A 24,563-nucleotide genomic window follows, 5' to 3' on the forward strand; every position below is an offset into this window, starting at 1 on the left:
AGTGCAGTGGGCCGTCGTCAGACGGCGGCCGCGCCGTTTTCTCCCGTTCGGATGCGGATCACGTCCACGATGTCCGAAACGAAAATCTTGCCGTCGCCGATGCGCCCGGTGCGGGCGGCGCCGATGACGGCCTCGATGGCGGCGGACGCCTGGGCGTCCTCGACCACCACCTCGATCTTGATCTTGGGCAGGAAGTCCACGACGTACTCGGCGCCGCGATAGAGCTCGGTATGGCCCTTCTGGCGGCCGTAGCCCTTGGCTTCCAGCACCGTCATGCCTTGAACGCCCATCTCCTGGAGCGCTTCCTTCACCTCATCGAGCTTGAAGGGTTTGATGACGGCTTCGATCTTCTTCATGGAAACTCGGCCGGAGAGGGCCGCCTTTCATTACATGGGCGCGACGGAGCACAGGGCGGGGCGCGGCCACAAGGGCCCAGGCTTACGAATCCTTACCGCCTGCCTCAGAAGCTTCATATGCATGAAAATGAGGCAGCGCGAGCCCGCCTTTTGTGCATGCCGAAATCCGCCTTGTGAACGGCCGTTCGGCCCCTAGGATCGAGGTCAGACAGGGGCGGAAGGGTAGTCAGGATGCTGGAAGACACGCCGGTTCTTATCGGTTCGGGCCAATTCACGCATCGCGGCTCGGCGGCGGATTCACCATCACCGCTCGAACTGCTGAAGATTGCGGCGAAATCAGCCGCCTCCGACGCCGGCCTTTCGGAGGCTGATCTTGCCGGGATCGACGCTTTGGCGGTCGTCGGTTTCTCGATCGATGCGCCGGGCGGCCTCTCGCGCCTGCCGGTTCCGCGTCTGCTTAACCCTCCGGCCAGTCTGGCGCGTGCTCTCGGCGCGGCGCCTGCTGTCCATATGTACACATATACCGGCGGCAATACGCCTCAGATGCTGGTCAATCAGTTCGCCGAACGGATCAGCCGCGGCGAGGTTGAACTGGGCCTGGTCGCCGGGGCGGAGTTCCTCGGCTCGCTGATGAAGCGGCTTAAGGGCGGGCTGGGCTTTGGGCCGGACTGGAGCGACGACGTCGCCGAAGCCCCGAACATGGTCGGCGATCCCCGGCCTGGCGCGACTGAGCACGAGGAAGCGCACGGTCTGGCCTTTCCCACCAACACCTATCCGCTGTTCGAGAACGCGTTGCGAGCCAGGGACGGACGCTCGATCCCAGAGCACCAGCAGCGGATCGGCGAGCTGTTCGCGCCCTTCACCCGCGTGGCCGCGGGCAATCCCAACGCCTGGTTCCCGGTCGAACGCTCCGCCGAAGAGCTGATGACCGTGACGCCGGCCAATCGTCTCGTCGGCTTTCCCTATCCGAAATACGTCAACTCGATCCTGGAGGTGGACCAGTCCGCCGCCGTCCTGATCGCCAGCGTCCGCAAGGCGCGCGAGCTGGGCGTGCCCGAGGATCGCTGGGTCTTCCTGCACGGCTGCGCTGATGCGGCGGATCTGTGGAACCTGCTGGACCGGCAGGACTACCATTCCAGCCCGGCCATCCGCCTGACGGGGGAGCGGGCGCTGGGCATGGCCGGGATCGACCTGGCCGACATCGACCTGTTCGACATCTATTCCTGCTTCCCGTCCGCCGTGCAGATCGCGGCGGAGGAGTTGGGCCTGTCCATCAACGATCCGCGCGGCCTGACGGTGACTGGCGGCCTGCCGTACTTCGGCGGCCCCGGGAACAACTACGCCATGCACGGGATCGCGGAGATGATGAGCCGTCTGCGCGCGCGGCCGGGCGCCTATGGCCTCTGCACCGCCAACGGCTGGCACCTGACCAAGCAGTCGGTCGGCGTCTATTCGACCCGGCCGGTCGAGGGGGCCTGGAAGCGGGAAGATCCGAAGGTCATCCAGGCCCAGGTAGACGCCCTGCCGCATCCGCCTGTTGTTGAACGGCCGCAGGGGCGGGCTGCGATCGAGACCTACACCGTCATCCACTCACGCGAAGGCTATCGTATGGGCATCGTCATCGGCCGGGACGAGAAAGGGCGTCGCTTCGTCGCCAACACCCCCGAGGACGAGGCGACCCTGCGCGGGCTGGAGGCGGTGGAGTCCGTCGGCCGCTCCGGGACCGTCGGCCCGCATCCCGACGGCGTGCGCAACCTCTTCGTTCCGGACTGACCCCATGATCCGCATGATCCGACACGGCAAGCCGGCCTCCACCTGGGGCGGAGCGGATGACGATCCGGGCCTGGACGAGGTCGGGCAGGCGCAGGCGCGGGCCGCCGCCGAGGCGTTGATGGCCTTGTCGCCAGCCGAGCGGCCGACCCGCGTGATCAGCTCGCCGCTGCGCCGCTGCCGCGAGACGGCCCAACCCTTCGCCGACGCTTTGGGCATGGCGATGGAGATCGATCCGCGCGTTGGCGAAATCCCGACGCCGAAGGCGCTGACTGGCGAGGAGCGTCCCGGCTGGTTGCGCGCCGCCTTCGGCGCCCGCTGGGGCGAAATCGAGGGGGATCTGGACTACGCCGACTGGGCCGCGGGCGTCGCCGCGGCGGTCGCAGAGTACGAGGGCTGCGCGGTCTTCAGTCATTTCGTGGCCCTGAACGCGGCGGTGGGCACGGCGATCGGCGATGATCGCGCCGTGGTCTTCCGCCCCGATCACGCCTCGATCACCGTGTTCGAGATCAAAGACGGACGGCTTCGCCTGGTTGAACAGGGAGCGGAGGCGTCCACTCAGGTATTGTGACCGTCATGGCCGACATGCTCCGCAACGATCCCGACCTCTGGCTGCCGCTCTTTCCGTGGCCGCCCGCCGATGCGCACAAGCACGCCCGGGGGCGAATGGTCGTTGTCAGCGGCGACGCCTGGAGCACCGGAGCCCCGCGGCTGGCGGCGCGGGCGGGCCTGCGGATCGGGGCGGGCGTAGTGACCATGCTGTCGCCGACCGAGGCCCTGGCTTCGCACGCCGCTCACCTGGAGGCGGTCATGCTGCGCGGCTTCGAAGAGCCGGGTCAGTTGGCGGAACTGGCCGAAAGCGCCGACGCTGCGGTGATCGGCCCGGCGGCGGGGGTAGGGGAGCGCACGACGCTCAACCTCTTCGCCCTGACGGCCACCGGCGTGGCCCTGGTCATCGACGCCGACGCCCTGACCAGTTTCCAGGAAGATCCAGACAACCTGTTCTCAGTCCTTGACCGCGACGACGTGCTGACGCCGCATCCGGGTGAGTTCGGGCGGCTGTTTCCGGGCCTGCTGGAAGAGAAGGGCCGGGAAGAGGCGGCGCGTGAGGCGGCTGCACGGGCCGGCGCGGTGGTGATACTCAAGGGGCCAGAGACGGTGATCGCGGCGCCCGACGGGCGGGCGGCCGTAAACCCGAACGGTTCGCCCTGGCTGGCGACGGCGGGAACGGGCGACGTGCTAGCCGGCTTCTGCGCCGGCCTGATCGCTCAGGGCATGCCCAGCTTCGAGGCGGCCTGCGCGGCGGTCTGGCTGCATGCTCAATGCGCAGGCGCCTTTGGTCCGGGTTTGATCTCCGAGGACCTTCCGAACCTGGTTCCTGCCGCCCTGAATGCGCTGTTCGTCGCAAAAGTCGGGCGATAGCTGCGATAGCGTCGATTATCGACCGTCGGTCTCTGGACATCTTCAGTGCAGTTGTTACTGCATTCGCCGACGCTCGTTATCTCTCTGGACCGGAACCCCTATGTCGCTTCTGATCGCCTTGCTCGCCGCCGCCTCGACCGCCGCCGCCCAACCCGCCGAAAGCCAAGTCGCACAGGACAAGCCCGCCGCTGAAAAGCCGGCCGAGAAGAAGGTGAAGATGGTCTGCGCGAAGGTCGAAACCCCGGGCGCCCGTGTGGCCAAGAAGGTCTGCCGTCCGGCGACCGCCGAAGAGCTGGCCGAAGCGGCCGGCAAGTAGCGCCATACTCGTCTAGGAAGAGCGGTTCTAGCTTCCGCAACTCGCGGAAGTTGAAGCGGTTTTTCAATTCTTCGAGAGTGCGTCAGTCGTCGTCGCAACGACACTGAAGTCACGCGCGGCTGTCACATGCGGCGCCTATAGCCCCCGTTGCATTGCAACAATGGGGGCGCAAATGGCGCGGAATTTCACGTCTCAGAAGTCTCGTCGCCGGCCTTCTGGCCGCTAGCGCCCTGTGCGCGCCGTCGATGGTCCGCGCCCAGGAGGCGACCGACGTCGATGAAGTGATCATTACCGGCCAGCGCAAGGCTCAGAGCGCCGCCATCGCGGTGAAGCGCGAGAACTTCGCCGTCGCAGACGTCATCTCCGCCGACGACATCGGCAAGATGCCGGACCACAACACCGCCGCCGCCCTGCGCCGCATCCCGGGCATCTCGGTGATGGAAGACCAAGGCGAGCCGCGCTTCCCGGTCGTGCGCGGCCTGCGCTCCACCTACAACCGCACCACGGTCGATGGGGCCATCGTCTCGTCGGTGGACGAAAGCGGCCGCACCGTGCCGCTCGACATCGTGCCTTCGGTCATGGTCGGCCGTCTGGAAGTCGTCAAAACGGTGACGCCGGACAAGGACGGCAACGCCATCGGCGGCGCCATCGACGTGAAGACACGCAGCGCCTTCGACGCCGACGGCCCGTTCGTCAGCGCCATCGCGTCCTATGGTCATTATGAGCGTCACGGCGACGTTCGTAACGACAAGGCCAACTATCGCGCCGCCTTCGCGGCCGGCACCACCTTCGGCGCCGACAACGAGTGGGGTGTGGTGATCGGGGCTTCGCAGGAGCAGCTCGACTACGACATCCCGCAGCTGGAATTGCAGGCGCCTTCGGTGCGCGAGTACACCGCGGCCGGCGCGCCGGTGAACTCGGGCGATCCGCGCGGCAACGGCATCCAGGTGCCGACCTTCCAGCGCTTGTTCTGGTACAACAACACCAAGCAGCGCAGCGGCGTGAACGGCAAGATCGAGTACCGCCCAAACGACGACATGCACTGGGAGGCCTCGGCGCTATACGCCCGCATGGAGGATGATGAGGAGCGCATCGAGTTCCGCATCGAGCCTCTGGGCAACGTCGCCAGCCAGACCCAGACCAGCGGCGCCTTCGCCCGCGGCCGCGGCGTGATCCAGCTGAACCAGCCGATCACCAAGCGCGAGATCGCCTTGGCCCGCACCGGCTTGGACTGGAACCTGAACGCCCAGTGGACCGCCACCGGCGACCTCGTCTACTCGCAGGCGCAGCTCGAAGTGCCGAACCACTCGGTGGAGTTCCGCACCGTCGATGCGGCCGGCGCCAACTACGGCTTCACCTACGACACGACCAACCCGATGTTCCCGGTCTTCACGCCGGTGAACGACGCGGCGATCCGCAATCCCGCGAACTACAATCTGCAGCAGCACCGCGACGCGCTGACCGAGACGGAAGAGAAGGCCTTCCAGGGCCGCTTCGACCTGGCCTTCGACCAGGGCCTGGACGACCGGAACTTCAAGGCCAAGTTCGGCGGCGTGATCCGCTCCAGCAAGCGGCAGTTCGCCGACTCCCAGATCAACTACCGCGCTGGGACCGGCTTCAACTACACACTGGCCGAGGTCGATGTTGCGGGTCCGAGCCAGCTGATCGCCGGCCGCTACCTGCTGTCGCCGCGCATCGGCGCGAAGGAGGCGATGGACTTCTTCAACGCCAACCGCTCGCGCTTCACGACCGCCGTCACCGTGCCGACCGGCAACTACGAGGTGAAGGAAGACGTCTACGCCGCCTACGGCCAGGCCAGCTACAAGTTCGGCGACGTCACGCTCCTGGGCGGCTTGCGCTACGAGCGCACCGAGGTTGAATCCGACGCCACCCGCTCCAGCGGCGGTGTGCTGAGCCCGGTCAGCAACTCGGGCGGCTATGACAGCTTCATGCCCAGCGTCCATATGCAGTGGGACGTGCGCCCGGACCTGATCGTCCGCGCGGCTTGGACCAACACAATCGGCCGTCCGGACTTCGGCTCGCTGGCCGCCAGCGAAGCCATCAGCTTCGACGGCAGCCAGCCGACCGTGTCTCGCGGCAATCCCGGCTTGAAGCCGCGTGAGAGCGAAGGCCTCGATCTGTCGGTCGAGTTCTATCCGCGTGACGGCCTGATCTCGCTGGCCCTGTTCTCCAAGGACATCAAGAACGAGATCTTCACGCTGTCGGGCGTGGAGAACCTGGACATCGGGCGCGGCGTGGAAGCGGTCCTGGTCTCGACCCCGCGCAACGCGGAGTCGGCCAAGATCAAGGGCGTCGAGTTCGCCGTGCAGCAGGCCTTCACCTTCCTGCCGTCGCCGTTCAACGGCTTCGGCTTCAACGGCAACGTCACCTGGCTGGATACGGAGTTCACCTTCCTGACCGCCACCGGTCCGCGCGTCACCGGCCTGTTCCAGCAGCCGGAGATCACCACCAACGAGTTGATCTACTACCAGCGCGGTCCGTTCGAGGCCCGGGTGTCGCACAACTACATCGGCGGCCAGTTGGAGACGATCAACGACACGATCCCCAACGCCGACCAGTACTGGAAGGGCCGTCACCTGTTCGACGCCAGCGTCTCCTGGCGCCTGACCGACAACGTGACCGTGTACGCCGAGGGCCAGAACCTCTCGAACACCGGCCGCCAGGAAGTGACCGGCCCTGGCCGTCGCTACCTGCAGGAGTGGGCGAACTACGGCCGGACCTACTGGGTCGGCGCGGCGATCAACTTCTGATCCTCGCCTGAATGAGCCCGGCGCTTGCCTCGGTGCCGGGCTTACCCTAAGTCGCTTCGCGAACCTGCGGATGTGGCGGAACTGGTAGACGCACTGGATTTAGGTTCCAGCGCCGAGAGGCGTGGAGGTTCGAGTCCTCTCATCCGCACCATTCCCCGAATTTCGGGCGCCGCCGTCAGCGGCCTTTCTTCTCAACATCTCCAACCGCTTACCCAGCTTGGCCTTGCGCATCGCGCGGGCTGCGACGGCCCGTAGGTCAAGGTTGCGCTGCGGGTAAGCTATGTGACGATGACTTGAAGCGTCGCTTTGTCTTACCTGGAAAATTTAAGCCGAACCGGCCCAAAACGCCGGAGTGTGGGCATTTCGACACTGTCGCAGAACATTCATTTTTGCGTTACGGCGGTGTCACAGGGCTCTTCTAGGTCTCCCCCAACTCACTGGGGACCCACCATGAAGCTCAAATCCTATCGCCGTCACATCCTCGCAACGGCCGCAATGCTCGCCGTTCCGGGCCTGGCATTCGCTGAAGTCGCCGCCGAAGCCGGCGCTGACGCCGCCGCGGATCAGGGCGTCCTGGTCGACGACCTGATCGTCACCGCGACCAAGCGCGAGACGAACCTGCGCGAAACCCCGATCGCCATCGCCGTCATCGGCGCCGAGACGATGAAGGCCGCTCAGGTCCAGTCGCTTCTCGACATCGCCAGCAGCGTTCCCACCCTGCGTATGACCACCTTCGAGTCGCGCTCGACCGCGCTGACCGTCGGCATCCGCGGCATCGTGCCGAACGACGCCAACCAGCCCGCCCGCGAGCAGGGCGTCGGCGTCTATCTGGACGGCGTCTATCTGGGCCGCCAGCAAGGCCTGAACGCCGGCATCCTCGACCTCGAGCGCATCGAAGTCCTGCGCGGCCCGCAAGGCACGCTGTTCGGTCGTAACACCGAAGGCGGCGCGGTCAGCATGGTCACCCGCCGCCCGACCGGCGAGTACGGCCTGCGCGCCACCGCCGGCGTCAGCAACTTCAACGGCTACAACGCCGACGCCCACCTGGATCTGCCTGAGATCGCCGGCGTCAGCATCAAGATCGACGCGGCCCTTCAGCACCGCGACGAGACCACCAAGAACCCGATGGAAGGCCAGCTGGGCTGGAACTACCTTGATCGCGAAGGCCTGCGCGTCTCGGCGATGTGGCGCCCGATCGAGGGCTTCGAAGCCCTGTACGCCTACGACACCGCCCGCAGCGAATCGACGCCGTTCCTCAGCCAGCTGGTGAACTACAATCCGCTGGGCCTGCCGGTCTCGACCGTGTTCCCGCGTCCGAGCGGCACGATCTCGCCGCTGCCCCCGGGCATCGGCGTGCACCCCGACCGCCAGAAGGTGGCTGACGCGGGCGTTCCGCAACAAGCCAGCATCGACGAGATCTCGGGCCACTCGCTTCACATGAAGTACGAAGTGAACCCGAACCTGGAAATCCGCTCGATCACCGCCTTCCGCGAAGTGTGGGTTGAGCAGTACGACAACGCTGGCGGTCCGAACCGTCCGCCGGTGTTCCAGCCGAACGCTCCGGAAGGCAACTCGGCGCGCAACTTCTCGCGCTACAGCCTGTCGGACATGGAACAGTTCCAGCGCAGCCAGGAGTTCCAGTTCGTCGGTTCGGCCTTCGAGGATCGCCTCGATTACGTCGTCGGCCTCTACTACTTCAACGAAAAGGCCTGGGAAGAAGCGGCGACGCCGAGCACCCTGACCTACGTCGGCTCGAACGGTAACTACGTGGTCCGTGATCCGAAGACCGCCGGCATCACCCGCGGCTTCCGCGCCATCGACCGCGGCAGCGTGGCCAAGTCGACCAGCAAGGGCATCTACGTCCACACGGTCTACAACCCGCCGATCCTCAACGACCAGATGAAGATCACCCTGGGCGGCCGCTACACCTCGGACGACAAGGAAGGCACGCTCTACAAGGTCAGCAACACGGCGCGTAACTTCCAGTTCGAACTGGAAGAGAACCGCTTCGACCCGACCGTGACCATCGGCTTCGACGTGACCCCGGACATCAACGTCTACGGCACGTTCTCGACCGGCTACCGCGCCGGCGGCGCCAACTCGCGCTCGCTGTCCTACGCGCCCTTCGAGTTGGAAGAAGTCGAAAGCTTCGAAATCGGCCTGAAGGCGCTCCTGCTGGACCGCTTCAACGTCAACCTGGCGCTGTTCGACATGAACCGCACCAACACCCAGATCGAGTTCACCCTGGTTGCTCCGGACCCCGTCACGGGCAACACCCGCAACACGGTGGAAACGGTCAACGCTCCGGGCACCAGCGACATCCGCGGTCTCGAGTTCGACGTCTCCGGTCGCATCACCGAGAACCTGCGCGCCAGCTTCGCCTACGCCTACACCGAGACGAACGTTCCGGACGCCCGCAACCCGTTCCCGGCCTCGGCGAACTGCCCGGCCTGCGGCACGATCCAGCCGGTGTACATCATCTACACCCCCAAGCACGCGCTCAGCGGCTCGCTGGACTATGTGCAACCGCTGGAATTCGCGGACCTGCGCCTGCACCTGGACGCCAACTTCTCGACCGGCACCCAGAGCTTCGAACAGTCGCCGGAAAAGACCGACGACGCCTTCGTGGTCAACGCCCGCGCCTCGCTCGCCAACTGGCAAGTGGCTGAAGGCCAGAACATCACGGTGTCGGTCTGGTCGCGTAACCTGCTCAACAACGACTACATCTACCGTCGCTCGACGGAAGGTCGTTCGGGCTCGAACGCCATCGGCGACTACGCCAACTTCAACGAGCCCCGGACCTTTGGTCTGGAAATCAGCCTGAAGTACTAGGGATCGAAGGGCTGGATCGCTTCGGCGATCCGGCCCGGCCCCCTCGACCCTGAACGCCGGTAGGCCGAATGGCCGCCGGCGTTTTGCGTTTCGGCGCGCGGGAGGGGAGGGCGCGGGTCTCCCGCCGCGGTCATTTCGCCGCCATGGCGGCGTTTTCCCGCTTGTTCCGCCGCATAAAGTCGGGCTTGGCCCGGAAGCCCGCGCATGACATAAGGGCGACCTTCGCGCCGCCGCGCGGGCGCACCGTGTCCACGGGGCCTCGACGGCGGCGCTGCTGTTTCATCCCGATAGGCGGACGTAAGGGACGTGTTTCACGTTCGCCTGTCCGAGACTTGAGAAGACAATGTCCATGCAGATCGTTGAAAAGTCGGGCGAAGGCCTGAGCCGCGTTTATGGCGTCACCGTTCCGGCCGGCGAACTCGCCACGCGCCTCGACGCCCGCATCAAGGAAGTCGCCCCGCAGATGAACGTGAAGGGCTTCCGTCCCGGCAAGGTGCCGACGGCCCACGTTCGTCGCCTCTATGGCAAGGCGCTGATGGGCGAAGTCATCGAGCAGGCGCTCAACGAAACCACCCAGAAGGTGCTGGACGACAACAAGCTGCGTCCTGCCGGCCAGCCGGACCTGAAGCCAGAATCGGACATGGACAAGGTCATCGCCGGCGGCGAAGACCTGACCTTCGAACTGGCCGTCGAAATCATGCCCGACTTCGAGCCGATCGACGTGACGACCCTGGAGCTGAAGCGTCCGGTCTACGCCCCGTCGGACGAAGAAGTCGAAGAGGCCCTGGCCGAACTGGCCAAGCAGGCCCGCACCTATGAGCCGCGCAGCGGCAAGTCGGTTAAGGCCAAGGACGAAGACCAACTGCTGATCAACTTCGTCGGCAGCATCGACGGCGTCGAGTTCGAAGGCGGCAAGGCCGACGACGCCGAGCTGGTCCTGGGTTCGGGCCAGTTCATCCCGGGCTTCGAAGAACAACTGGTCGGCTCCAAGGCCGGCGACGAAGTCACCGTGAAGGTGCAGTTCCCGGAAGCATACCAAGCCGCTCACCTGGCCGGTAAGGACGCCGAGTTCGCCGTGACGGTGAAGGAAGTCCGTGCTCCGGTCGACGGCAAGGCCGACGACGCCCTGGCCGAGCGCCTGGGCCTGAAGGACCTGGCTTCGCTGACCGACCTGCTGCGCAAGAACCTGGCCGACCGCTACGCCGCCAGCTCGCGCTTCAAGCTGAAGCGCGCTCTGCTCGACGCGCTGGACACCAAGCACGACTTCCCGCTGCCGCCGCGCATGGTGGACGCCGAGTTCGCCGGCATCTGGCAACAGGTCCAGGCTGACAAGGAACGTGGCGGCCTGCCGGAAGAAGATGCCGGCAAGTCGGACGAGCAACTGCAGACCGAATACCGCAAGATCGCCGAGCGCCGCGTGCGCCTGGGTCTGGTGCTGGCCGAGATCGGCCGCAAGCACGACGTCTCGGTCTCGGACCGCGAACTGATGGAAGCCATCCGCCGCGAAGCGATCCAGTACGGCGCCCAGGCCCAGCAGGTCATGCAGTTCTACCAGCAGAACCCGAACGCCCAGGCCCAGGTCCGCGCGCCCCTGTACGAAGACAAGGTCGTGGACCTGATCTTCGACAAGGCCAAGGTGACCGAAGAGTTGGTGTCCAAGGAAGAGCTCCTCCAGGACGACGACCTGCCGGAAGGCTACAGCGCCTAAAGATCACGCGTTCGACGCGATCTTCTCAGGGCGGTCTCCGAAAGGAGGCCGCCCTGTTTCATTTCCAGCTTTCGAGTTTTCCATGACCGCACTCCTGACCGACATGGTCTTTCCCGGCGACGCCAATCACCACGGCACCCTGTTCGGCGGCGTGGCCCTGGCGCGGATGGACAAGGCGGCGTTCATCGCCGCCACCCGCCATGCCCGGCTGACCTTCGTCACCGCCTCGTGCGAACGCATCGATTTCATCAACGCCGCGCGAGTGGGCGAGGTGGTCGAGGCCTTCGCCACGGTGGTGAGGGCGGGGCGCAAATCCCTGACTGTCGAGGTCACCCTGGAGGCCGAATCCCTGCTCAGCGGAGACCGCCGGGTCTGCGCCCGGGGGCTGTTCCACATGGTCGCCACCGACGCGCCGGAGGGCTATGCGATGCCTCCCGTTAAGGACGCCGCCTAAAAAGCCGCGTGCGCCCGCCTTGCATAAGCGCGAGGCGCACGCGATATCGGGAAGGACGGCGGCGCAACGGGCGTCGATGCGCCGCCCACCAATTCTATGAAGGGCATTCCATGCAAGATCCCATGACCATGATGAGCGGTTTGGTCCCCATGGTCGTCGAGCAGTCGAGCCGCGGTGAGCGCGCGTTCGACATCTTCTCGCGCCTGCTGCGTGAGCGGATCATCTTCCTGACCGGTCCGTTCGAAGACGGCATGGCCAGCCTGATCTGCGCCCAGCTTCTCTTCCTGGAGTCCGAGAACCCCAAGAAAGAGATCGCCATGTACATCAATTCGCCGGGCGGCGTGGTGACGTCGGCGCTCGCGATCTACGACACCATGCAATACATCAAGAGCCCGGTCTCGACGGTGTGCATGGGCATGGCCGCCTCGGCCGGTTCGCTGATCCTCGCCGCCGGCGCGGCCGGTCAGCGCATCAGCCTGCCGAACGCCCGCATCATGGTGCACCAGCCGTCGGGCGGCTTCCGCGGTCAGGCCTCGGACATCGAGCGCCACGCCGAGGACATCATCAAGACCAAGCGCCGCCTGAACGAGATCTACGTCAAGCACTGCGGCCGCACCCTGGAAGAGGTCGAGCGCACCCTGGACCGCGACCACTTCATGAGCGCCGAGGAGGCCCTGGCCTGGGGCCTCGTCGACCAGGTGGTCGAGACCCGCGACGTGGCTGAGGCCGTGAAGGGCTAAGCCCTTCCGTCATCGGAACAAGGATCGAGCCTCCCCAGCGATGGGGAGGCTTTTTCTTTAGGCGGCGCCCTGTTCCATCAGCCACTCGCGAAACGCCCGCATGGCGCTGGTGGTCTGTTTGGACTTGAGCCGGGTCAGCCAGTAGCGCCCCGTGGAGACGGCAGTCTCGAAGGGCTGGATGATCCGCCCCTGGGCCAGCTCCCGCTCGAACATCATCGGCGGGGCCAGGGCGACGCCGAAGCCCTGCATGGCCGCCTCGACCATCACCCACGAGCTGTCGAACACCGGCCCCCGGATGTGGGAGCCGTCGACGCCCGCGGCGGCGAACCAGTCGGGCCAGTCGGCGGAGCGGTAGGAGCGCAGCAGGGTCTCGCGGGTCAGGTCCTGGGGCGTCGCCAACCTGGCGGCCGTGACGGGGTCGCAGAGGGCCGACATGGGCGCGTCGAACAGCGGCTCGGCGTTGGTGCCGTGCCAGGCGCCGTCGCCGAAGCGGACGGCGTAGTCCAGGCCCTCCGCCGCGATGTCGACGCGGTTGTTATTGGTCATCAGGCGCAGGTCCACGAAGGGGTGCGCCTCGGCGAAGGCCTGCAGGCGGGGCAGCAGCCATCCCACCGCGAAGGTGCCCACCGCGCCGACGGTCAGCACCTCGCGCACCCGGCCGCCCTCGAACCGCTCCATGATGTCGCCGATGCGGTCGAAGCTGTCGGTCAGGGACGGCAGCAGGGCCAGCCCCTCGTCGGTCAGGGCCAGGCCGCGCGGCAGGCGGCGGAACAGGGTCGCGCCGAGGCGTTGCTCCAACCCCTTCACCTGGTGGCTGACGGCCGCCTGGGTGACGCACAGCTCGATAGCGGCTCGCGTGAAGCTGAGATGTCGGGCCGAGGCCTCGAAGGCGCGCAGGGCGTTGAGCGGCAGGTGAGGGCGTGTCACATCTCGACCCAAATTTAGCTAATGGCTCCGCCGACTTATCATCGTTTGTGGCCGGCGGTCTCCCTGCGCAATCTGCGCCGCGACAGAGGGAGTTTCACCCATGATCGACCGTAGAAATCTGATGATCGGCCTGAGCCTTGGAATCGCCATGACGGCGACCGGGGCCGCCTTCGCGGCGCCGGCTGGCATTATCCAGCGTATCGCTGAGCTGGAGCGCAAGAGCGGCGGCCGGCTTGGCGTGGGCGTGCGAAATGCGGCGACCGGAGAGGTCTGGGGCCATCGCCTGGATGAGCGGTTCGCCATGTGCAGCACCTTCAAGGCGCTGCTGGCGGCTCAGGTTCTCAGCCGCGTGGATACGGGCAAGGAGACCCTCGCCCGCCGCATCCCCGTCCAGAAGGCCGACCTCGTCACCTACTCACCCGCCGTCGAGAAGCGCGTGGGCGGGACGATGAGCATCGCCGAGTTGTGTCAGGCGACCGTCACCCTCAGCGACAATGCGGCGGCCAACCTGCTGCTGCGCGACACGGGTGGTCCGGCGGGCCTGACGAGCTTCCTGCGATCTGTGGGGGACGGGGTCACCCGTCTCGACAGGCGGGAGCCGGAGTTGAATGTGGTGATCGGCGGCGACGAGCGCGACACCACCACACCCGCCGCCATGGCCGGCACCCTCAACCGGCTGGTGCTCGGCAACGCCCTGTCGGCCAAGTCGCGCGAGCAGTTGAAGACCTGGCTGATCGCCAACACCACGGGTGACGCGCGCATCCGCGCCGGGGTGCCGGATGACTGGGTCGTCGGCGACAAGACCGGGACCTGGGACGGCGGGGCGACAAACGACGTGGCAATCCTGTGGCCGCCCAAGGGTGGGCCGATCATCCTCACGGTCTTCTACGATGGGTCCGCGGCCAAGCTGGATGCCCGCAACAGCGTCATCGCCAGCGCGGCGAGGATCGTCGCCTCGGTCTATTCGGGGTAAGCGGAGGGATCGAAACGAGGTCCCCCATGCACGCCGTGCTCTGCGCCATCCCGGAAGAACTGTCGGCCCTTCGTCAGCAGCTTCATGTGAACGAACGGCCTAGCCGCCACGGCGCGACCCAGGTCTGGACAGGTGAGCACGGCGGCCGTCCGGTCGCCCTGGCCATGGCCGGGGTCGGCAAGGTCAATGCGGCGGCCGCGGCGGCCGTGCTGCTGGACCGCTACGAGGCTTCAGCCCTGATCTTTTCCGGCGTCGCGGGCGGTTTGAACCCCGCCTTCGGCGTCGGATCGGTTCTCCTGGGCGAGAGGCTGGCGATCCACGACTTCGGCCTGATCGCCGATCGGGCGTTCGTGCGGACGGCATCGGGCATCAACCCCATCGGCGCGCCGATGCTGGAGGCGGTGACGCCGGTGCGCGTGGACGTTCAGGCGACTCTGGGTCGGCTTCGCGACGCCGTGGCGGGCCGGATCGACGCACCAGTGGCCCTAGGCTCGCTCATCACCGCCGACTATTTCCTCAACTGCGCAGCCACGCGCGACGACCTGCACGCGGCCTTGGGGGCGGACGCCATCGACATGGAGTCGGGCGCCGTGGCTCAAGTGGCCGCCGCCTGGGGCGCGCCGCTCTACGTCATCCGGACCCTGTCGGATCAGGCGGGGGACGACAGCCACTTGAGCTTCGCCCAAATGGCCGCCATGGCCGCCCGCAACAGCGCGCTGTGTGTCAGCGCGTTGCTGGAAATCCTGATCTAGGCCTCGGCGGCCTTCTTCTTCGGAGCGGCCTTTTTGGCCGGAGCCTTCTTGGCGGCCGGCTTTTTCGCGGCGGGCTTCTTGGCCGCGGCCGCCTTGGGCTTGGCTTCGGCCTTCGGCTTGGCGGCCTTCTTCGCTGGCTTCTTGCCGCCGCCCTTGGCCTCGCGTTCCGCCAGCAGTTGGACCGCGACCTCAAGGGTCAGGTCCTGCGGGTCGGTGCCGCGGGGCACGTTGGCGTTGGTGGAGCCGTGCTTGATGTAGGGACCAAAGCGGCCCGACAGCACCTTCACCGGCGCGCCGTCGGCCGGGTGGACGCCCAGGTCCTTCAGAGCCGCCGCGGCCGCGCGGCCACGTCCGCCGCCGGCCCGCTTTTCAGCCAGGACGGCGACCGCGCGGTTCAGGCCGACCTCGAAGACCTCGTCGGCGCTGTCCAGGTTGGCGTAGGTGCCGTCGTGCTGCACGTACGGACCAAAGCGGCCCAGGTTGGCGACGATGGGCTTGCCGTCCTCGGGGTGGTTACCGACTTCACGCGGCAGGGACAGCAGGCGCAGGGCCTTGTCGATGTCGATGGTCGCCGGGGCCCAGCCCTTGGGAATGCTGCCGCGCTTGGGCTTCTCGCCCTCGGCGGCGCCCATTTCTTCGACATAGGGGCCGAAGCGGCCGACCTTAAGCCACACGGCCTGGCCGGTCGCCGGATTGATCCCCAACTCCTTGTCGGCGGCCTGCTCCTCGCCTTCGCCCTCGGAGGTGGCGATGGGGCGGGTGAAGCGGCATTCCGGATAGTTCGAGCAACCGATGAAGGCACCGAACTTGCCGGTCTTCAGGCTCAGGCGGCCGGTGCCGCAGGTCGGGCAGGCGCGCGGGTCCGTGCCGTCGCCCTTGTCCGGGAAGATGTGCGGGCCGAGCGCGTCGTTCAGGGCGTCCAGCACGTGGGTGGTGCGCAGTTCGCTGATCTGGCCGACCTGGGCGTGGAAGTCCTTCCAGAACTCGCGCAGGAAGTCCTTCCAGTCGAGATCGCCGGACGAGACGAGGTCGAGCTTTTCCTCCAGCGCGGCGGTGAAGTCGTACTCCACGTAGCGCTCGAAGAACTGCTCCAGGAAAGCGGTGACTAGGCGGCCCTTGTCCTCGGGGATGAAACGCTGCTTCTCCATGCGGACATAGGCGCGGTCACGCAGCACGGTCAGCACCGAGGCGTAGGTCGACGGACGCCCGATGCCGAGCTCTTCCATCTTCTTGACCAGGCTGGCTTCGGAATAGCGCGGGGGCGGTTCGGTGAAGTGCTGGTCAGCGCGGGCTTCGCGCACCTGGGCGGCGGCGCCTTCGTTGATGATCGGCAGACGGCCGCCATCCTCGTCGGCCTCATCGTCGCGGCCTTCTTCATAGACCGCCAGATAGCCCGGGAACTGCACCACTTGGCCGGTGGCGCGCAGGCCGGTCTTGCCGTCGGCGCTGTCGAGGTCGACGGTCGTGCGCTCGATCCGGGCGCTTTCCATCTGGGAGGCGATCATCCGCTTCCAGATCAGCTCGTACAGGCGGCCGAGATCGGCCTCCAGGCGCAGGGAGCCGGGGTTGCGGGTCAAGGACGTCGGGCGGATCGCCTCGTGCGCCTCCTGGGCGTTCTTGGCCTTGGTCTTGTAGATGCGGGCCGTCTCGGGGACGTAGTCGGCCCCATAGACGTTGCCGATGACCTTGCGCGCCTCATCCAGCGCTTCCGGCGCGGCCTGCACGCCGTCGGTACGCATGTAGGTGATCAGGCCGACGGTCTCGCCGCCGATGTCGATGCCTTCGTACAGCTTCTGGGCGGCCTGCATGGTGCGCTGGGCCGAGAAGCCGAGCTTGCGGGCGGCTTCCTGCTGCAGGGTCGAGGTGGTGAAGGGCGGGGGCGGGGAGCGCTTGCCCGGCTTCTTCTCGACCGCCGTCACCTTGAAGGAGGCGGCCTGCACGGCGGCCTTGGCCGTGGAGGCGCTCGCCTCGTTGGGCAGGTCGAACTTGGTGAGCTTCTTGCCCTCGTGCTTGACGAGGCGGGCCAGGAACGGGTCAGCGCCGGCGGTCACGTCCGCCTCGACCGTCCAGTATTCCTGGGTCTTGAAGCGCTCGATCTCCAGCTCCCGGTCCACGACCAGGCGCAGGGCGACCGACTGCACGCGGCCGGCCGAGCGCGAGCCCGGCAGCTTGCGCCACAGCACCGGCGAGAGGGTGAAACCGACCAGGTAGTCCAGGGCGCGGCGGGCCAGGTAGGCCTCGACCAGCTCCATGTCGATCTGGCGCGGATGGCGCATGGCCTCCGACACGGCGCTCTTGGTGATCGCGTTGAAGGTGACGCGCTCGACGGCCTTGTCCTTCAGCACCTTCTTTTTCTGGAGCACTTCCAGGACGTGCCAGCTGATGGCCTCGCCTTCGCGATCCGGGTCAGTGGCCAGGATGAGGCGGTCGGACTTCTTCACCGCTTCGGCGATGTCCGACAGGCGCTTGGCGGACTTGGCGTCCACATCCCAGAGCATGGCGAAGTCATCGTCAGGGTTCACCGAACCGTCCTTGGACGGCAGGTCGCGGACGTGACCGTAGGACGCGAGGACCGTGTAGTCGGAGCCCAGGTACTTGTTGATGGTCTTGGCCTTGGCCGGGCTTTCGACGACGACGACGTTCATGCGGAAATGGCGACTTTCAAGGAGGCAGGGGCGGGAGGACCCGAGCGAGCCGGGAAAGTGGGGGCGTGGAACCCGTTCTGTCAACGCGTGCGACGTCGCGTCAAGGTTTACAACCCTTGGGGGCGAAGATAGCGTTTAGCGTAGGGGTTGAGTGGGGAGTTGGGAATGGGGGCATCCGCCGTGGGTCCTGATACGCCGCCGGAGAGCGTGGAGGCGTATATAGAGGAGATGCTCGGCGAACTCAGTGTGATGGCGGCCCGACGGGGGCATCGTCACCTGGCCTCACTCCTTCAGATGGCCGCGCTGGAAGCGGCGCGAATGGCTTCGGATGTCGAGGACGCCGCGGCCCTACGGCCGGCTGACTAGGCCGCCAGCAGAAATCTCAGCCCGACCGGCGAGGACTAGCTCCACCAGCGCGGCCAGCACCAGGGGCGCCGGTTCGCCCACCGCCCGGATCAGGTCGTCCCGCGAGATCGCCGTGGGCGACAGCAGCGCTTCCACCTTGCCGCGCAAGCGGTCAGCCGCGGCGTCCAATGCGCGCTGGTCGAGCGGCGGTCCCGCATATCGGGGCCGGTCGTTCTCACCGAGGGAGCGGACTCCCTCCAGCGTCCGCAACACGTCCTCCACGCCCTCGCACAGCGCCGCGCCTTGCCGAATCAGGTCGTTGGTCCCCTTCGCCCGGGGATCCAGGGGCGAGCTCGGCACGGCGAACACCTCGCGTCCCTGTTCGGCCGCCAGGCGGGCGGTGATCAGCGAGCCGGACTTGAGCTCCGCCTCAACCACCACCACGCCCAGCGACAGGCCGGCGATGATGCGGTTGCGGCGGGGGAAATCCTTCGCCTGGGCCCGCTGGCCCGGACGGCTTTCCGAGACGATGCAGCCCTCCGCCGCGATGCGGGCGTGCAGGTCGGCGTGTTCGGGGGGATAGATGTCGTCGATCCCGCCGCCCAGGACGGCGACGGTGCCGCCGGCGAGGCTGCCTTCATGCGCCGCGCCGTCGATGCCGCGCGCCGGACCCGAGACGACCACATGCCCCGCCTTGCTCAGATCAACCGCCAGGGCGCGGGCGAACCGCTGGCCGGCTGCCGATGCGATGCGCGCGCCCACGATGGCGATGCTGGGACGGTTGAGCAGTTCGACGCGCCCCAGGGTCCAGATCAGGGGCGGCGGCGGATCGAGCGCCCCGAGGCGGCGAGGATAGGTGGGCTCGCACGCGGCCAGAAGGTGCGCGCCAAGCCGATCGCCGGCCGCCAGCTCATCCTCGGCCTGGGCGACGGTGGGAATGGTCAGGGGATTGATGCGTCCGCCCCGCCGGGCGAGGTCGGGCAGGGCGGATAGTGCCGCATCGGCCGAGCCGAAGCGCACGACAAGCTGTTCGAAGGTGACGGGGCCGACGTTCTCGGTGCGTGACAAGCGCAGCCAGGCGACTCTTTCTCGGTCGCTCAGCGGCCCCTGGGTCATTCGGCCTTCTTGTCTTTCTTCGAGCCGATCTTCGGCTCCTGGCCCTTCAGCAGGCGGCCGATGTTCTCGTGGTGGCGGATGAACACTAGCACGGCCATGAACACCGTCAGGCCGACCATCGGCCAGCCCCGGTCGGTGGCCAGGGCGAACAGCGGGGCCAGGGCCGTGGCCGTCAGGGCGGCCAGGGACGAGATGCGGAAGATGAAGGCCATGGCCAGCCAGGTGATGGCCGCCAGCACGCCCACGGGCCACGCGGCGGCCAGCAGCACGCCGTAGAAGGTGGCCACGCCCTTGCCGCCCTTGAACTTCAGCCACACCGGGAACAGGTGGCCGAGGAAGGCCGCGCCGCCAGCCAGGGCGACCATGACGGCGCTGTCGTTGGTCAGCCGGTGGGCCAGGAACACGGCCAGCACGCCCTTGCCGGCGTCGCCCAGCAGGGTGATCGCCGCCAGGTCCTTGCGGCCGGAGCGCAGGACGTTGGTCGCCCCGATGTTGCCGGAACCGATGTTGCGGATGTCGCCCGCGCCGCCCAGGCGGGTGGCGATCAGGCCGAACGGGATCGAGCCGAGCAGGTAACCGCCGACGACCACCAGTCCGAGGGTGAGCCACACGGCTCCAGCCAGGGATTCCACCTTACGACTCTCCGATAACCCGGTTCATGTGAGGACGAGCCCGTCCCGATTGCAAGGCTGAGCTTATTGCTGCGCCTGGTGCACGATGCGCCCTTCGACAACGGTCGTCAGCACCCGTCCTTGCAGGCGGCGACCGTCGAAGGGCGAGTTCTTGGACTTGGACAGCAACTTGTCGGCGTCGATGACGACCGGCGCGTTCAGGTCGGCCAACACCAGGTCCGCCGGCGCGCCGACGGCCAGGCGGCCCGCCTTCAGGCCGATCAGATCAGCCGGTTTCACGGTGACCGCCGCGATCAGGTCGATCAGCGGGATGCGGCCCTCATGATGCAGGGCCAGCAGGGCCGGCAGCAGGGTCTCCAGACCCACGGCGCCCGGCGCGGCCTCGTCATAAGGAAGGCGCTTGTCTTCGGCGGGAGCAGGGCTGTGGGCCGACACCACCACGTCGATCAGGCCCGAGGCGAGGGCCTCGATAAGGGCCTGACGGTCGTCCTCGCCGCGCAGGGGCGGATTGACCTTGGCGAAGGTGCGGTAGTCGCCGATGTCCAGTTCGTTGAAGGACAGGTGGTTGATCGACACCGTGGCGGCGACCTTCACACCCTTGGCCTTGGCTCGCTTCAGGCTCTCCAGCGCGTCGGCGCAGGTGATCTGGTCGACCAGCAGCTTGGAGCCGGTGGCCTCGGCGAGAGCCAGGTCGCGCTCCAGCATGATGCGTTCGGCATAGGGCGACACGGACGGCAAACCCATACGGCCGGCGAACTCGCCGCCGATGGCCGCGCCGCCCTTGGACAGCCACGGGTCGACCGGGCGGTGCGCCACCCACAGGTCGAAGGCCTTGGCGTAGGTCAGGACGCGCTGGAACACCTTGGAGTTGACGATGGGGCGGTCGGCGTCGGTGACATAGACGCAGCCGGCTTCGCGCATCAGGCCCAGCTCGGCCATCCGCTCGCCGCCCAGGCTGCGGGTCGCCGCACCGGCCGGATAGACATGCACCAGCTCCACGTCGCGGGCGCGGCGCAGGATGAAATCGACCATGGCCGGATCATCGACGGCCGGGTCGGTGTCGGGTTGCACGACCATGGAGGTCACGCCCCCGGCCGCGGCGGCGCGCGAGGCGGACTTCAGGGTTTCCTTGGGCTCCGAGCCGGGCTCGCCGGTCTTCACCCGCAGATCGACCAGGCCGGGGGCCAGCATGGCGCCGGCGGCGTCGATCACCTGCACGTCGTCGGGCAGCTTCAGCTCGCCGCCCTGAACCACCTGGGCGATCACGCCGTCCTTGGTCAGCAGGGCGCCGGGGCCGTCATAGCCGCTGGCCGGATCGACCAGGCGGGCGTTGATGATGGCGATGGGGCGAGCGGTCGTGGCCATCAGGCGTTCTCCAGCCGGGCGGCCAGCGAGGCGAGGACGGCCATGCGCATGGCCACGCCCATCTCCACCTGGTTCTGGATCAGGCTGACTTCAGGATCGTCGGCCACTTCGGAGTCGATCTCGACCCCGCGGTTCATGGGGCCGGGGTGCATGACGCGCACGCCCGGCGCGGCGAAGGCCAGCTTCTCGCGGTCCAGGCCCCAGAAGCGGAAATACTCGCGGGTGGAGGGGACCAGCGCCCCCTGCATCCGCTCTAGCTGCAGGCGCAGCATCATGACCACGTCGGCGCCGGCGATGCCCTTGCGGAAGTCGTGATGGACCTCCGCGCCCCAGCGGTCGGCGGCCGACGGCATCAGGGTCGGCGGGCCGACGAGGCGGACATGGGCGCCCAGGGTGTTGAGCAGGGCGACGTTCGAGCGCGCCACCCGGCTGTGCAGGATGTCGCCGCAGATCGCCACGGTCAGGCCGGAGACGCGTCCGAAGGCGCGGCGGATCGACAGGGCGTCCAGCAGCGCCTGGGTCGGGTGCTCATGCTGGCCGTCGCCGGCGTTGATCACGCTGCAACCGACCTTCTGCGACAGCAGCGAGGCGGCGCCGGACGAGGCGTGGCGCACCACCAGCAGGTCGGGCTGCATGGCGTTCAGGGTCACGGCGGTGTCGATCAGGGTCTCGCCCTTGGCCACCGACGAGGTCTTGGGGTTCATGTTGACCACGTCCGCGCCCAGGCGCTTGCCGGCCAGCTCGAACGAGCTTTGCGTACGGGTCGAATTCTCGAAGAACAGGTTCATCAGCGTCCGACCCTTGAGTAGGTCGAGCGTCTTGTTGGTCTGTCGGTTCAGAAGGACGAACTGGTCGGCCAGATCCAGCAGATCCGCCGCCTGCACGGCGTTCAGATCGCCGGCCGACAACAGGTGCCGGCTGTGGAAGGGGAACATGCGATCTGTGATCGCCTCGATACCTTGCGCGCTGGCCGTCATGAGCCCGCCTTCTAGGCGGGTTCGTTGGAGAAGGGAAGTTGGCCGTGCGTCCTTCGAGACGCCGCTTTGCGGCTCCTCAGGATGACGAATTCAGAAGCAACCCACGCTCGTCATGCTGAGGAGCGCCATCGGCGCGTCTCGAAGCACGCATCTAGACCGCCCGCAGCCGCTCCAGCGCCCCTTGCAGGATCCAGACGGCCGCCAGCTTGTCGACCACCTCGCCCCGGCGCTTGCGGGTGACGTCATGCTCGTCGATCAGCATGCGGTTGATGGCCATGGTCGACATCCGCTCGTCCCAGAAGGCGATCGGCAGGTCGCGGAAGCGGAACAGATTGCGGGCGAAAGCGCGGTTGGACTGGCACCGCACGCCCTCGGTCCCGTCCATGTTCACCGGTAGGCCGATGACGATTCCCGCGGCGTTGCGGCCATCCATGATCTTGAACAGGGCGTTGGCGTCGTCGGTGAACTTGCCCTTGTGGAGCGTCTGAACCGGGCTGGCGACGGTTCGGGTGGCGTCGCTGACGGCCACGCCGATGGTCTTCTCCCCCAGATCCAGGCCGATGATCGGCGCGTAGGCGGGAAGGGCGGCGGGCAGGTCGATTAGGTCCAGAACGGGCATGTCTCTGTAATAGCGGCATCCGCACGCTTGAAACCAGCCGTTACCGCGAGTAACCCCTGCCGTTCGAATTCAAGGAGAGGCCCATGGCCATTGACGCCGCGACTGTCCGCAAGGTCGCCCGGCTCGCCCGCATCGCTGAACCGGAAAACCGGATCGAGCCGCTCGCCCAGGAGCTGAACGGCATCATGCAGTGGATCGAGCAGCTGGCCGAGGTCGACACCGATGGTGTCGAGCCCATGACCTCGGTGGTGGCCCAGGCCCTGCCGCTGCGCGCCGACGCCGTGACCGACGGCGGCGACGCCGCTGTCGTGACCAAGAATGCTCCGAAGTCCGTCGACGGCTTCTTTGTCGTCCCGAAGGTGGTGGAATGACCGCGCTTACCTCCCTGACCCTGAAGGCCGCGCTCGACGGTCTGAAGGCCAAGCAATTCTCGTCCGTGGAGCTGACCAAGGCGCACATCGCCGCCGTGGAAGCCGCGCGTCCGCTGAACGCTTTCATCCTGGAGACTCCGGAGGCCGCTCTGGCCTCGGCCGAGGCCTCCGACGCCCGTCTCGCCAAGGGCGAGGGCGGGGCCTTGGAAGGCGCGCCGCTGGGCATCAAGGACCTGTTCTGCACCAAGGACGTCCGCGCCACGGCCTGCTCGAAGATCCTGGGGAACTTCGTGCCGCCGTACGAGAGCACGGTGACGTCCAACCTGTGGCGTGACGGCGCGCTCATGCTGGGCAAGCTGAACATGGACGAGTTCGCCATGGGCTCGTCCAACGAGACCAGCGCCTTTGGTCCGGTGGTGAACCCCTGGCGCCTGTCGGGCTCCAACAAGTCCCTGACCCCCGGCGGCTCGTCGGGCGGTTCGGCCGCGGCCGTGGCCGCCGACCTGTGCCTGGGCGCGACCGCGACCGACACCGGCGGCTCGATCCGCCAGCCCGCCGCCTTCACCGGCACGGTCGGCATCAAGCCGACCTACGGCCGCTGCTCGCGCTGGGGCGTGGTCGCCTTCGCCAGCTCGCTGGACCAGGCCGGCCCGATCGCCAAGACGGTCGAGGACGCCGCCATCCTGCTGAAGTCCATGTCGGGCCATGACGCCAAGGACTCCACCAGCCTCGACATCGAGGTGCCGGACTTCGCCAGTTTCGTCGGCAAGTCGGTGAAGGGCCTGCGCATCGGCGTGCCCAAGGAATACCGCGTCGACGGCATGCCGGCCGAGATCGAGAAGCTTTGGCAGGACGGCATCAACTGGCTGAAGGAAGCCGGCTGCGAGATCGTCGAGGTCTCCCTGCCGCACACCAAGTACGCCCTGCCGGCCTACTACATCGTGGCTCCGGCCGAGGCGTCCTCGAACCTGGCCCGCTACGACGGCATGCGTTACGGCCTGCGGGCCGAGGGCGGCAACCTCACCGAAATCTACGAGAACACCCGCGCCGAAGGCTTCGGCGCCGAGGTGAAGCGCCGCATCCTGATCGGCACCTATGTGCTGAGCGCGGGCTATTACGACGCCTACTACCTGAAGGCGCAGAAGGTCCGCCGGCGCATCGCCGACGACTTTGAGCAGGCCTGGCAAAAGTGCGACGCCCTGCTGACCCCGACGGCCCCATCGGCGGCTTTCGGCCTGGGCGAGAACAGCAATGACCCGATCGCCATGTACCTGAACGACGTCTTCACGGTGACGACGAACCTGGCCGGCCTGCCGTCCATGAGCGTCCCGGCCGGTTTGGACGCCCAGGGCCTGCCGCTTGGCCTGCAGATCATCGGCCGTCCCCTGGACGAAGGCACGGTGTTCAGCGTCGGCGGCGCGATCGAGAAGGCGGCGGGCTTCGCCGGCAAGAAGGCGGAGCGTTGGTGGTAA

General features: G+C 67.2%; 20 protein-coding genes, 1 tRNA gene and 1 pseudogene. 14 read left to right on the plus strand and 8 right to left on the minus strand.

Annotation, left to right across the window (positions count from 1 at the left end):
* Nucleotides 1–17: 17 nt before the first annotated feature.
* Nucleotides 18–356, minus strand: coding sequence for a P-II family nitrogen regulator (locus ABOZ73_RS17545; protein ID WP_369059390.1), 339 nt, complete (start codon nt 354–356; stop codon nt 18–20).
* Nucleotides 357–587: 231 nt separating this feature from the next.
* Here ABOZ73_RS17545 and ABOZ73_RS17550 point away from each other — a divergent pair, with 231 nt between their 5' ends.
* The 10 genes and pseudogenes from ABOZ73_RS17550 to ABOZ73_RS17595 all read left to right on the plus strand — a co-directional run bounded on the left by ABOZ73_RS17550 (nt 588) and on the right by ABOZ73_RS17595 (nt 12,369).
* Nucleotides 588–2,129 carry an acetyl-CoA acetyltransferase gene (locus tag ABOZ73_RS17550; RefSeq protein WP_369059391.1) on the plus strand — a complete coding sequence of 514 codons (1,542 nt, stop codon included), beginning with the start codon at nt 588–590 and terminating at the stop codon, nt 2,127–2,129.
* 4 nt (nt 2,130–2,133) lie between these two features.
* Nucleotides 2,134–2,697, plus strand: coding sequence for a histidine phosphatase family protein (locus ABOZ73_RS17555; protein ID WP_369059392.1), 564 nt, complete (start codon nt 2,134–2,136; stop codon nt 2,695–2,697).
* A 5-nt stretch (nt 2,698–2,702) separates the two neighbouring features.
* A complete protein-coding gene (locus ABOZ73_RS17560) occupies nt 2,703–3,548 on the plus strand; it encodes an NAD(P)H-hydrate dehydratase (RefSeq protein ID WP_369059393.1) in 846 nt (281 codons plus the stop codon).
* Between the two features lie 100 nt (nt 3,549–3,648).
* Entirely contained in the window at nt 3,649–3,864 is a 216-nt protein-coding gene (locus ABOZ73_RS17565) for a hypothetical protein (RefSeq protein ID WP_369059394.1), read from the plus strand.
* A gap of 194 nt (nt 3,865–4,058) precedes the next feature.
* Nucleotides 4,059–6,635: pseudogene (locus tag ABOZ73_RS17570) on the plus strand (TonB-dependent receptor); the annotation flags it as partial.
* Nucleotides 6,636–6,701: 66 nt separating this feature from the next.
* Nucleotides 6,702–6,786, plus strand: a tRNA-Leu gene (locus ABOZ73_RS17575).
* A gap of 299 nt (nt 6,787–7,085) precedes the next feature.
* On the plus strand, nt 7,086–9,467 hold the full coding sequence (locus tag ABOZ73_RS17580) for a TonB-dependent receptor (RefSeq protein ID WP_369059395.1): 2,382 nt from the start codon (nt 7,086–7,088) through the stop codon (nt 9,465–9,467).
* A gap of 349 nt (nt 9,468–9,816) precedes the next feature.
* Nucleotides 9,817–11,175, plus strand: a complete 1,359-nt coding sequence (tig, locus tag ABOZ73_RS17585; RefSeq protein ID WP_369059396.1) for a trigger factor — start codon at nt 9,817–9,819, stop codon at nt 11,173–11,175.
* A gap of 82 nt (nt 11,176–11,257) precedes the next feature.
* On the plus strand, nt 11,258–11,629 hold the full coding sequence (locus ABOZ73_RS17590) for an acyl-CoA thioesterase (RefSeq protein ID WP_369059397.1): 372 nt from the start codon (nt 11,258–11,260) through the stop codon (nt 11,627–11,629).
* 110 nt (nt 11,630–11,739) lie between these two features.
* On the plus strand, nt 11,740–12,369 hold the full coding sequence (locus tag ABOZ73_RS17595; protein ID WP_277786126.1) for an ATP-dependent Clp protease proteolytic subunit: 630 nt from the start codon (nt 11,740–11,742) through the stop codon (nt 12,367–12,369).
* A 57-nt stretch (nt 12,370–12,426) separates the two neighbouring features.
* Here the strand turns inward: ABOZ73_RS17595 and ABOZ73_RS17600 are convergent, their stop codons facing one another.
* On the minus strand, nt 12,427–13,296 hold the full coding sequence (locus ABOZ73_RS17600) for a LysR family transcriptional regulator (RefSeq protein WP_369059398.1): 870 nt from the start codon (nt 13,294–13,296) through the stop codon (nt 12,427–12,429).
* A 100-nt stretch (nt 13,297–13,396) separates the two neighbouring features.
* On the opposite strand from ABOZ73_RS17600, the gene bla reads away from it, so the two are divergent.
* Both bla and mtnN read left to right on the plus strand, forming a co-directional pair.
* On the plus strand, nt 13,397–14,269 hold the full coding sequence (bla, locus tag ABOZ73_RS17605) for a class A beta-lactamase (protein ID WP_369059399.1): 873 nt from the start codon (nt 13,397–13,399) through the stop codon (nt 14,267–14,269).
* Between the two features lie 26 nt (nt 14,270–14,295).
* Nucleotides 14,296–15,021: a 5'-methylthioadenosine/S-adenosylhomocysteine nucleosidase gene (gene mtnN / locus ABOZ73_RS17610; protein ID WP_369059400.1), complete on the plus strand. Its 726-nt coding sequence runs from the start codon at nt 14,296–14,298 to the stop codon at nt 15,019–15,021.
* Here the strand turns inward: mtnN and topA are convergent.
* The 6 genes from topA to ruvX form a co-directional block, all read right to left on the minus strand.
* Nucleotides 15,018–17,666 carry a type I DNA topoisomerase gene (gene topA / locus ABOZ73_RS17615; protein ID WP_369059401.1) on the minus strand — a complete coding sequence of 883 codons (2,649 nt, stop codon included), beginning with the start codon at nt 17,664–17,666 and terminating at the stop codon, nt 15,018–15,020. The genes mtnN and topA overlap by 4 nt on opposite strands.
* A 348-nt stretch (nt 17,667–18,014) precedes the next feature.
* Nucleotides 18,015–19,127, minus strand: coding sequence for a DNA-processing protein DprA (gene dprA, locus ABOZ73_RS17620; protein ID WP_369059402.1), 1,113 nt, complete (start codon nt 19,125–19,127; stop codon nt 18,015–18,017).
* Nucleotides 19,124–19,759, minus strand: a complete 636-nt coding sequence (plsY, locus tag ABOZ73_RS17625) for a glycerol-3-phosphate 1-O-acyltransferase PlsY (protein ID WP_369059403.1) — start codon at nt 19,757–19,759, stop codon at nt 19,124–19,126. Before plsY ends, dprA begins: the two co-directional genes overlap by 4 nt.
* A gap of 63 nt (nt 19,760–19,822) precedes the next feature.
* Entirely contained in the window at nt 19,823–21,124 is a 1,302-nt protein-coding gene (gene pyrC / locus ABOZ73_RS17630) for a dihydroorotase (RefSeq protein ID WP_369059404.1), read from the minus strand.
* Complete coding sequence (locus ABOZ73_RS17635; protein WP_369059405.1) at nt 21,124–22,101, minus strand: aspartate carbamoyltransferase catalytic subunit; 978 nt, start codon at nt 22,099–22,101, stop codon at nt 21,124–21,126. The genes pyrC and ABOZ73_RS17635 overlap by 1 nt, the downstream gene beginning before the upstream one ends.
* Before the next feature lie 151 nt (nt 22,102–22,252).
* Complete coding sequence (gene ruvX / locus ABOZ73_RS17640) at nt 22,253–22,720, minus strand: Holliday junction resolvase RuvX (protein WP_369059406.1); 468 nt, start codon at nt 22,718–22,720, stop codon at nt 22,253–22,255.
* Nucleotides 22,721–22,803: 83 nt separating this feature from the next.
* Between ruvX and gatC the strand changes: the two genes are divergently transcribed.
* Nucleotides 22,804–23,091: an Asp-tRNA(Asn)/Glu-tRNA(Gln) amidotransferase subunit GatC gene (gatC, locus tag ABOZ73_RS17645; protein ID WP_369059407.1), complete on the plus strand. Its 288-nt coding sequence runs from the start codon at nt 22,804–22,806 to the stop codon at nt 23,089–23,091.
* Nucleotides 23,088–24,563: an Asp-tRNA(Asn)/Glu-tRNA(Gln) amidotransferase subunit GatA gene (gene gatA, locus ABOZ73_RS17650; protein WP_369059408.1), complete on the plus strand. Its 1,476-nt coding sequence runs from the start codon at nt 23,088–23,090 to the stop codon at nt 24,561–24,563. The genes gatC and gatA overlap by 4 nt, the downstream gene beginning before the upstream one ends.

The sequence above is a fragment of the Caulobacter sp. 73W genome, assembly GCF_041021955.1.
In the GTDB taxonomy this organism is placed as follows: domain Bacteria; phylum Pseudomonadota; class Alphaproteobacteria; order Caulobacterales; family Caulobacteraceae; genus Caulobacter.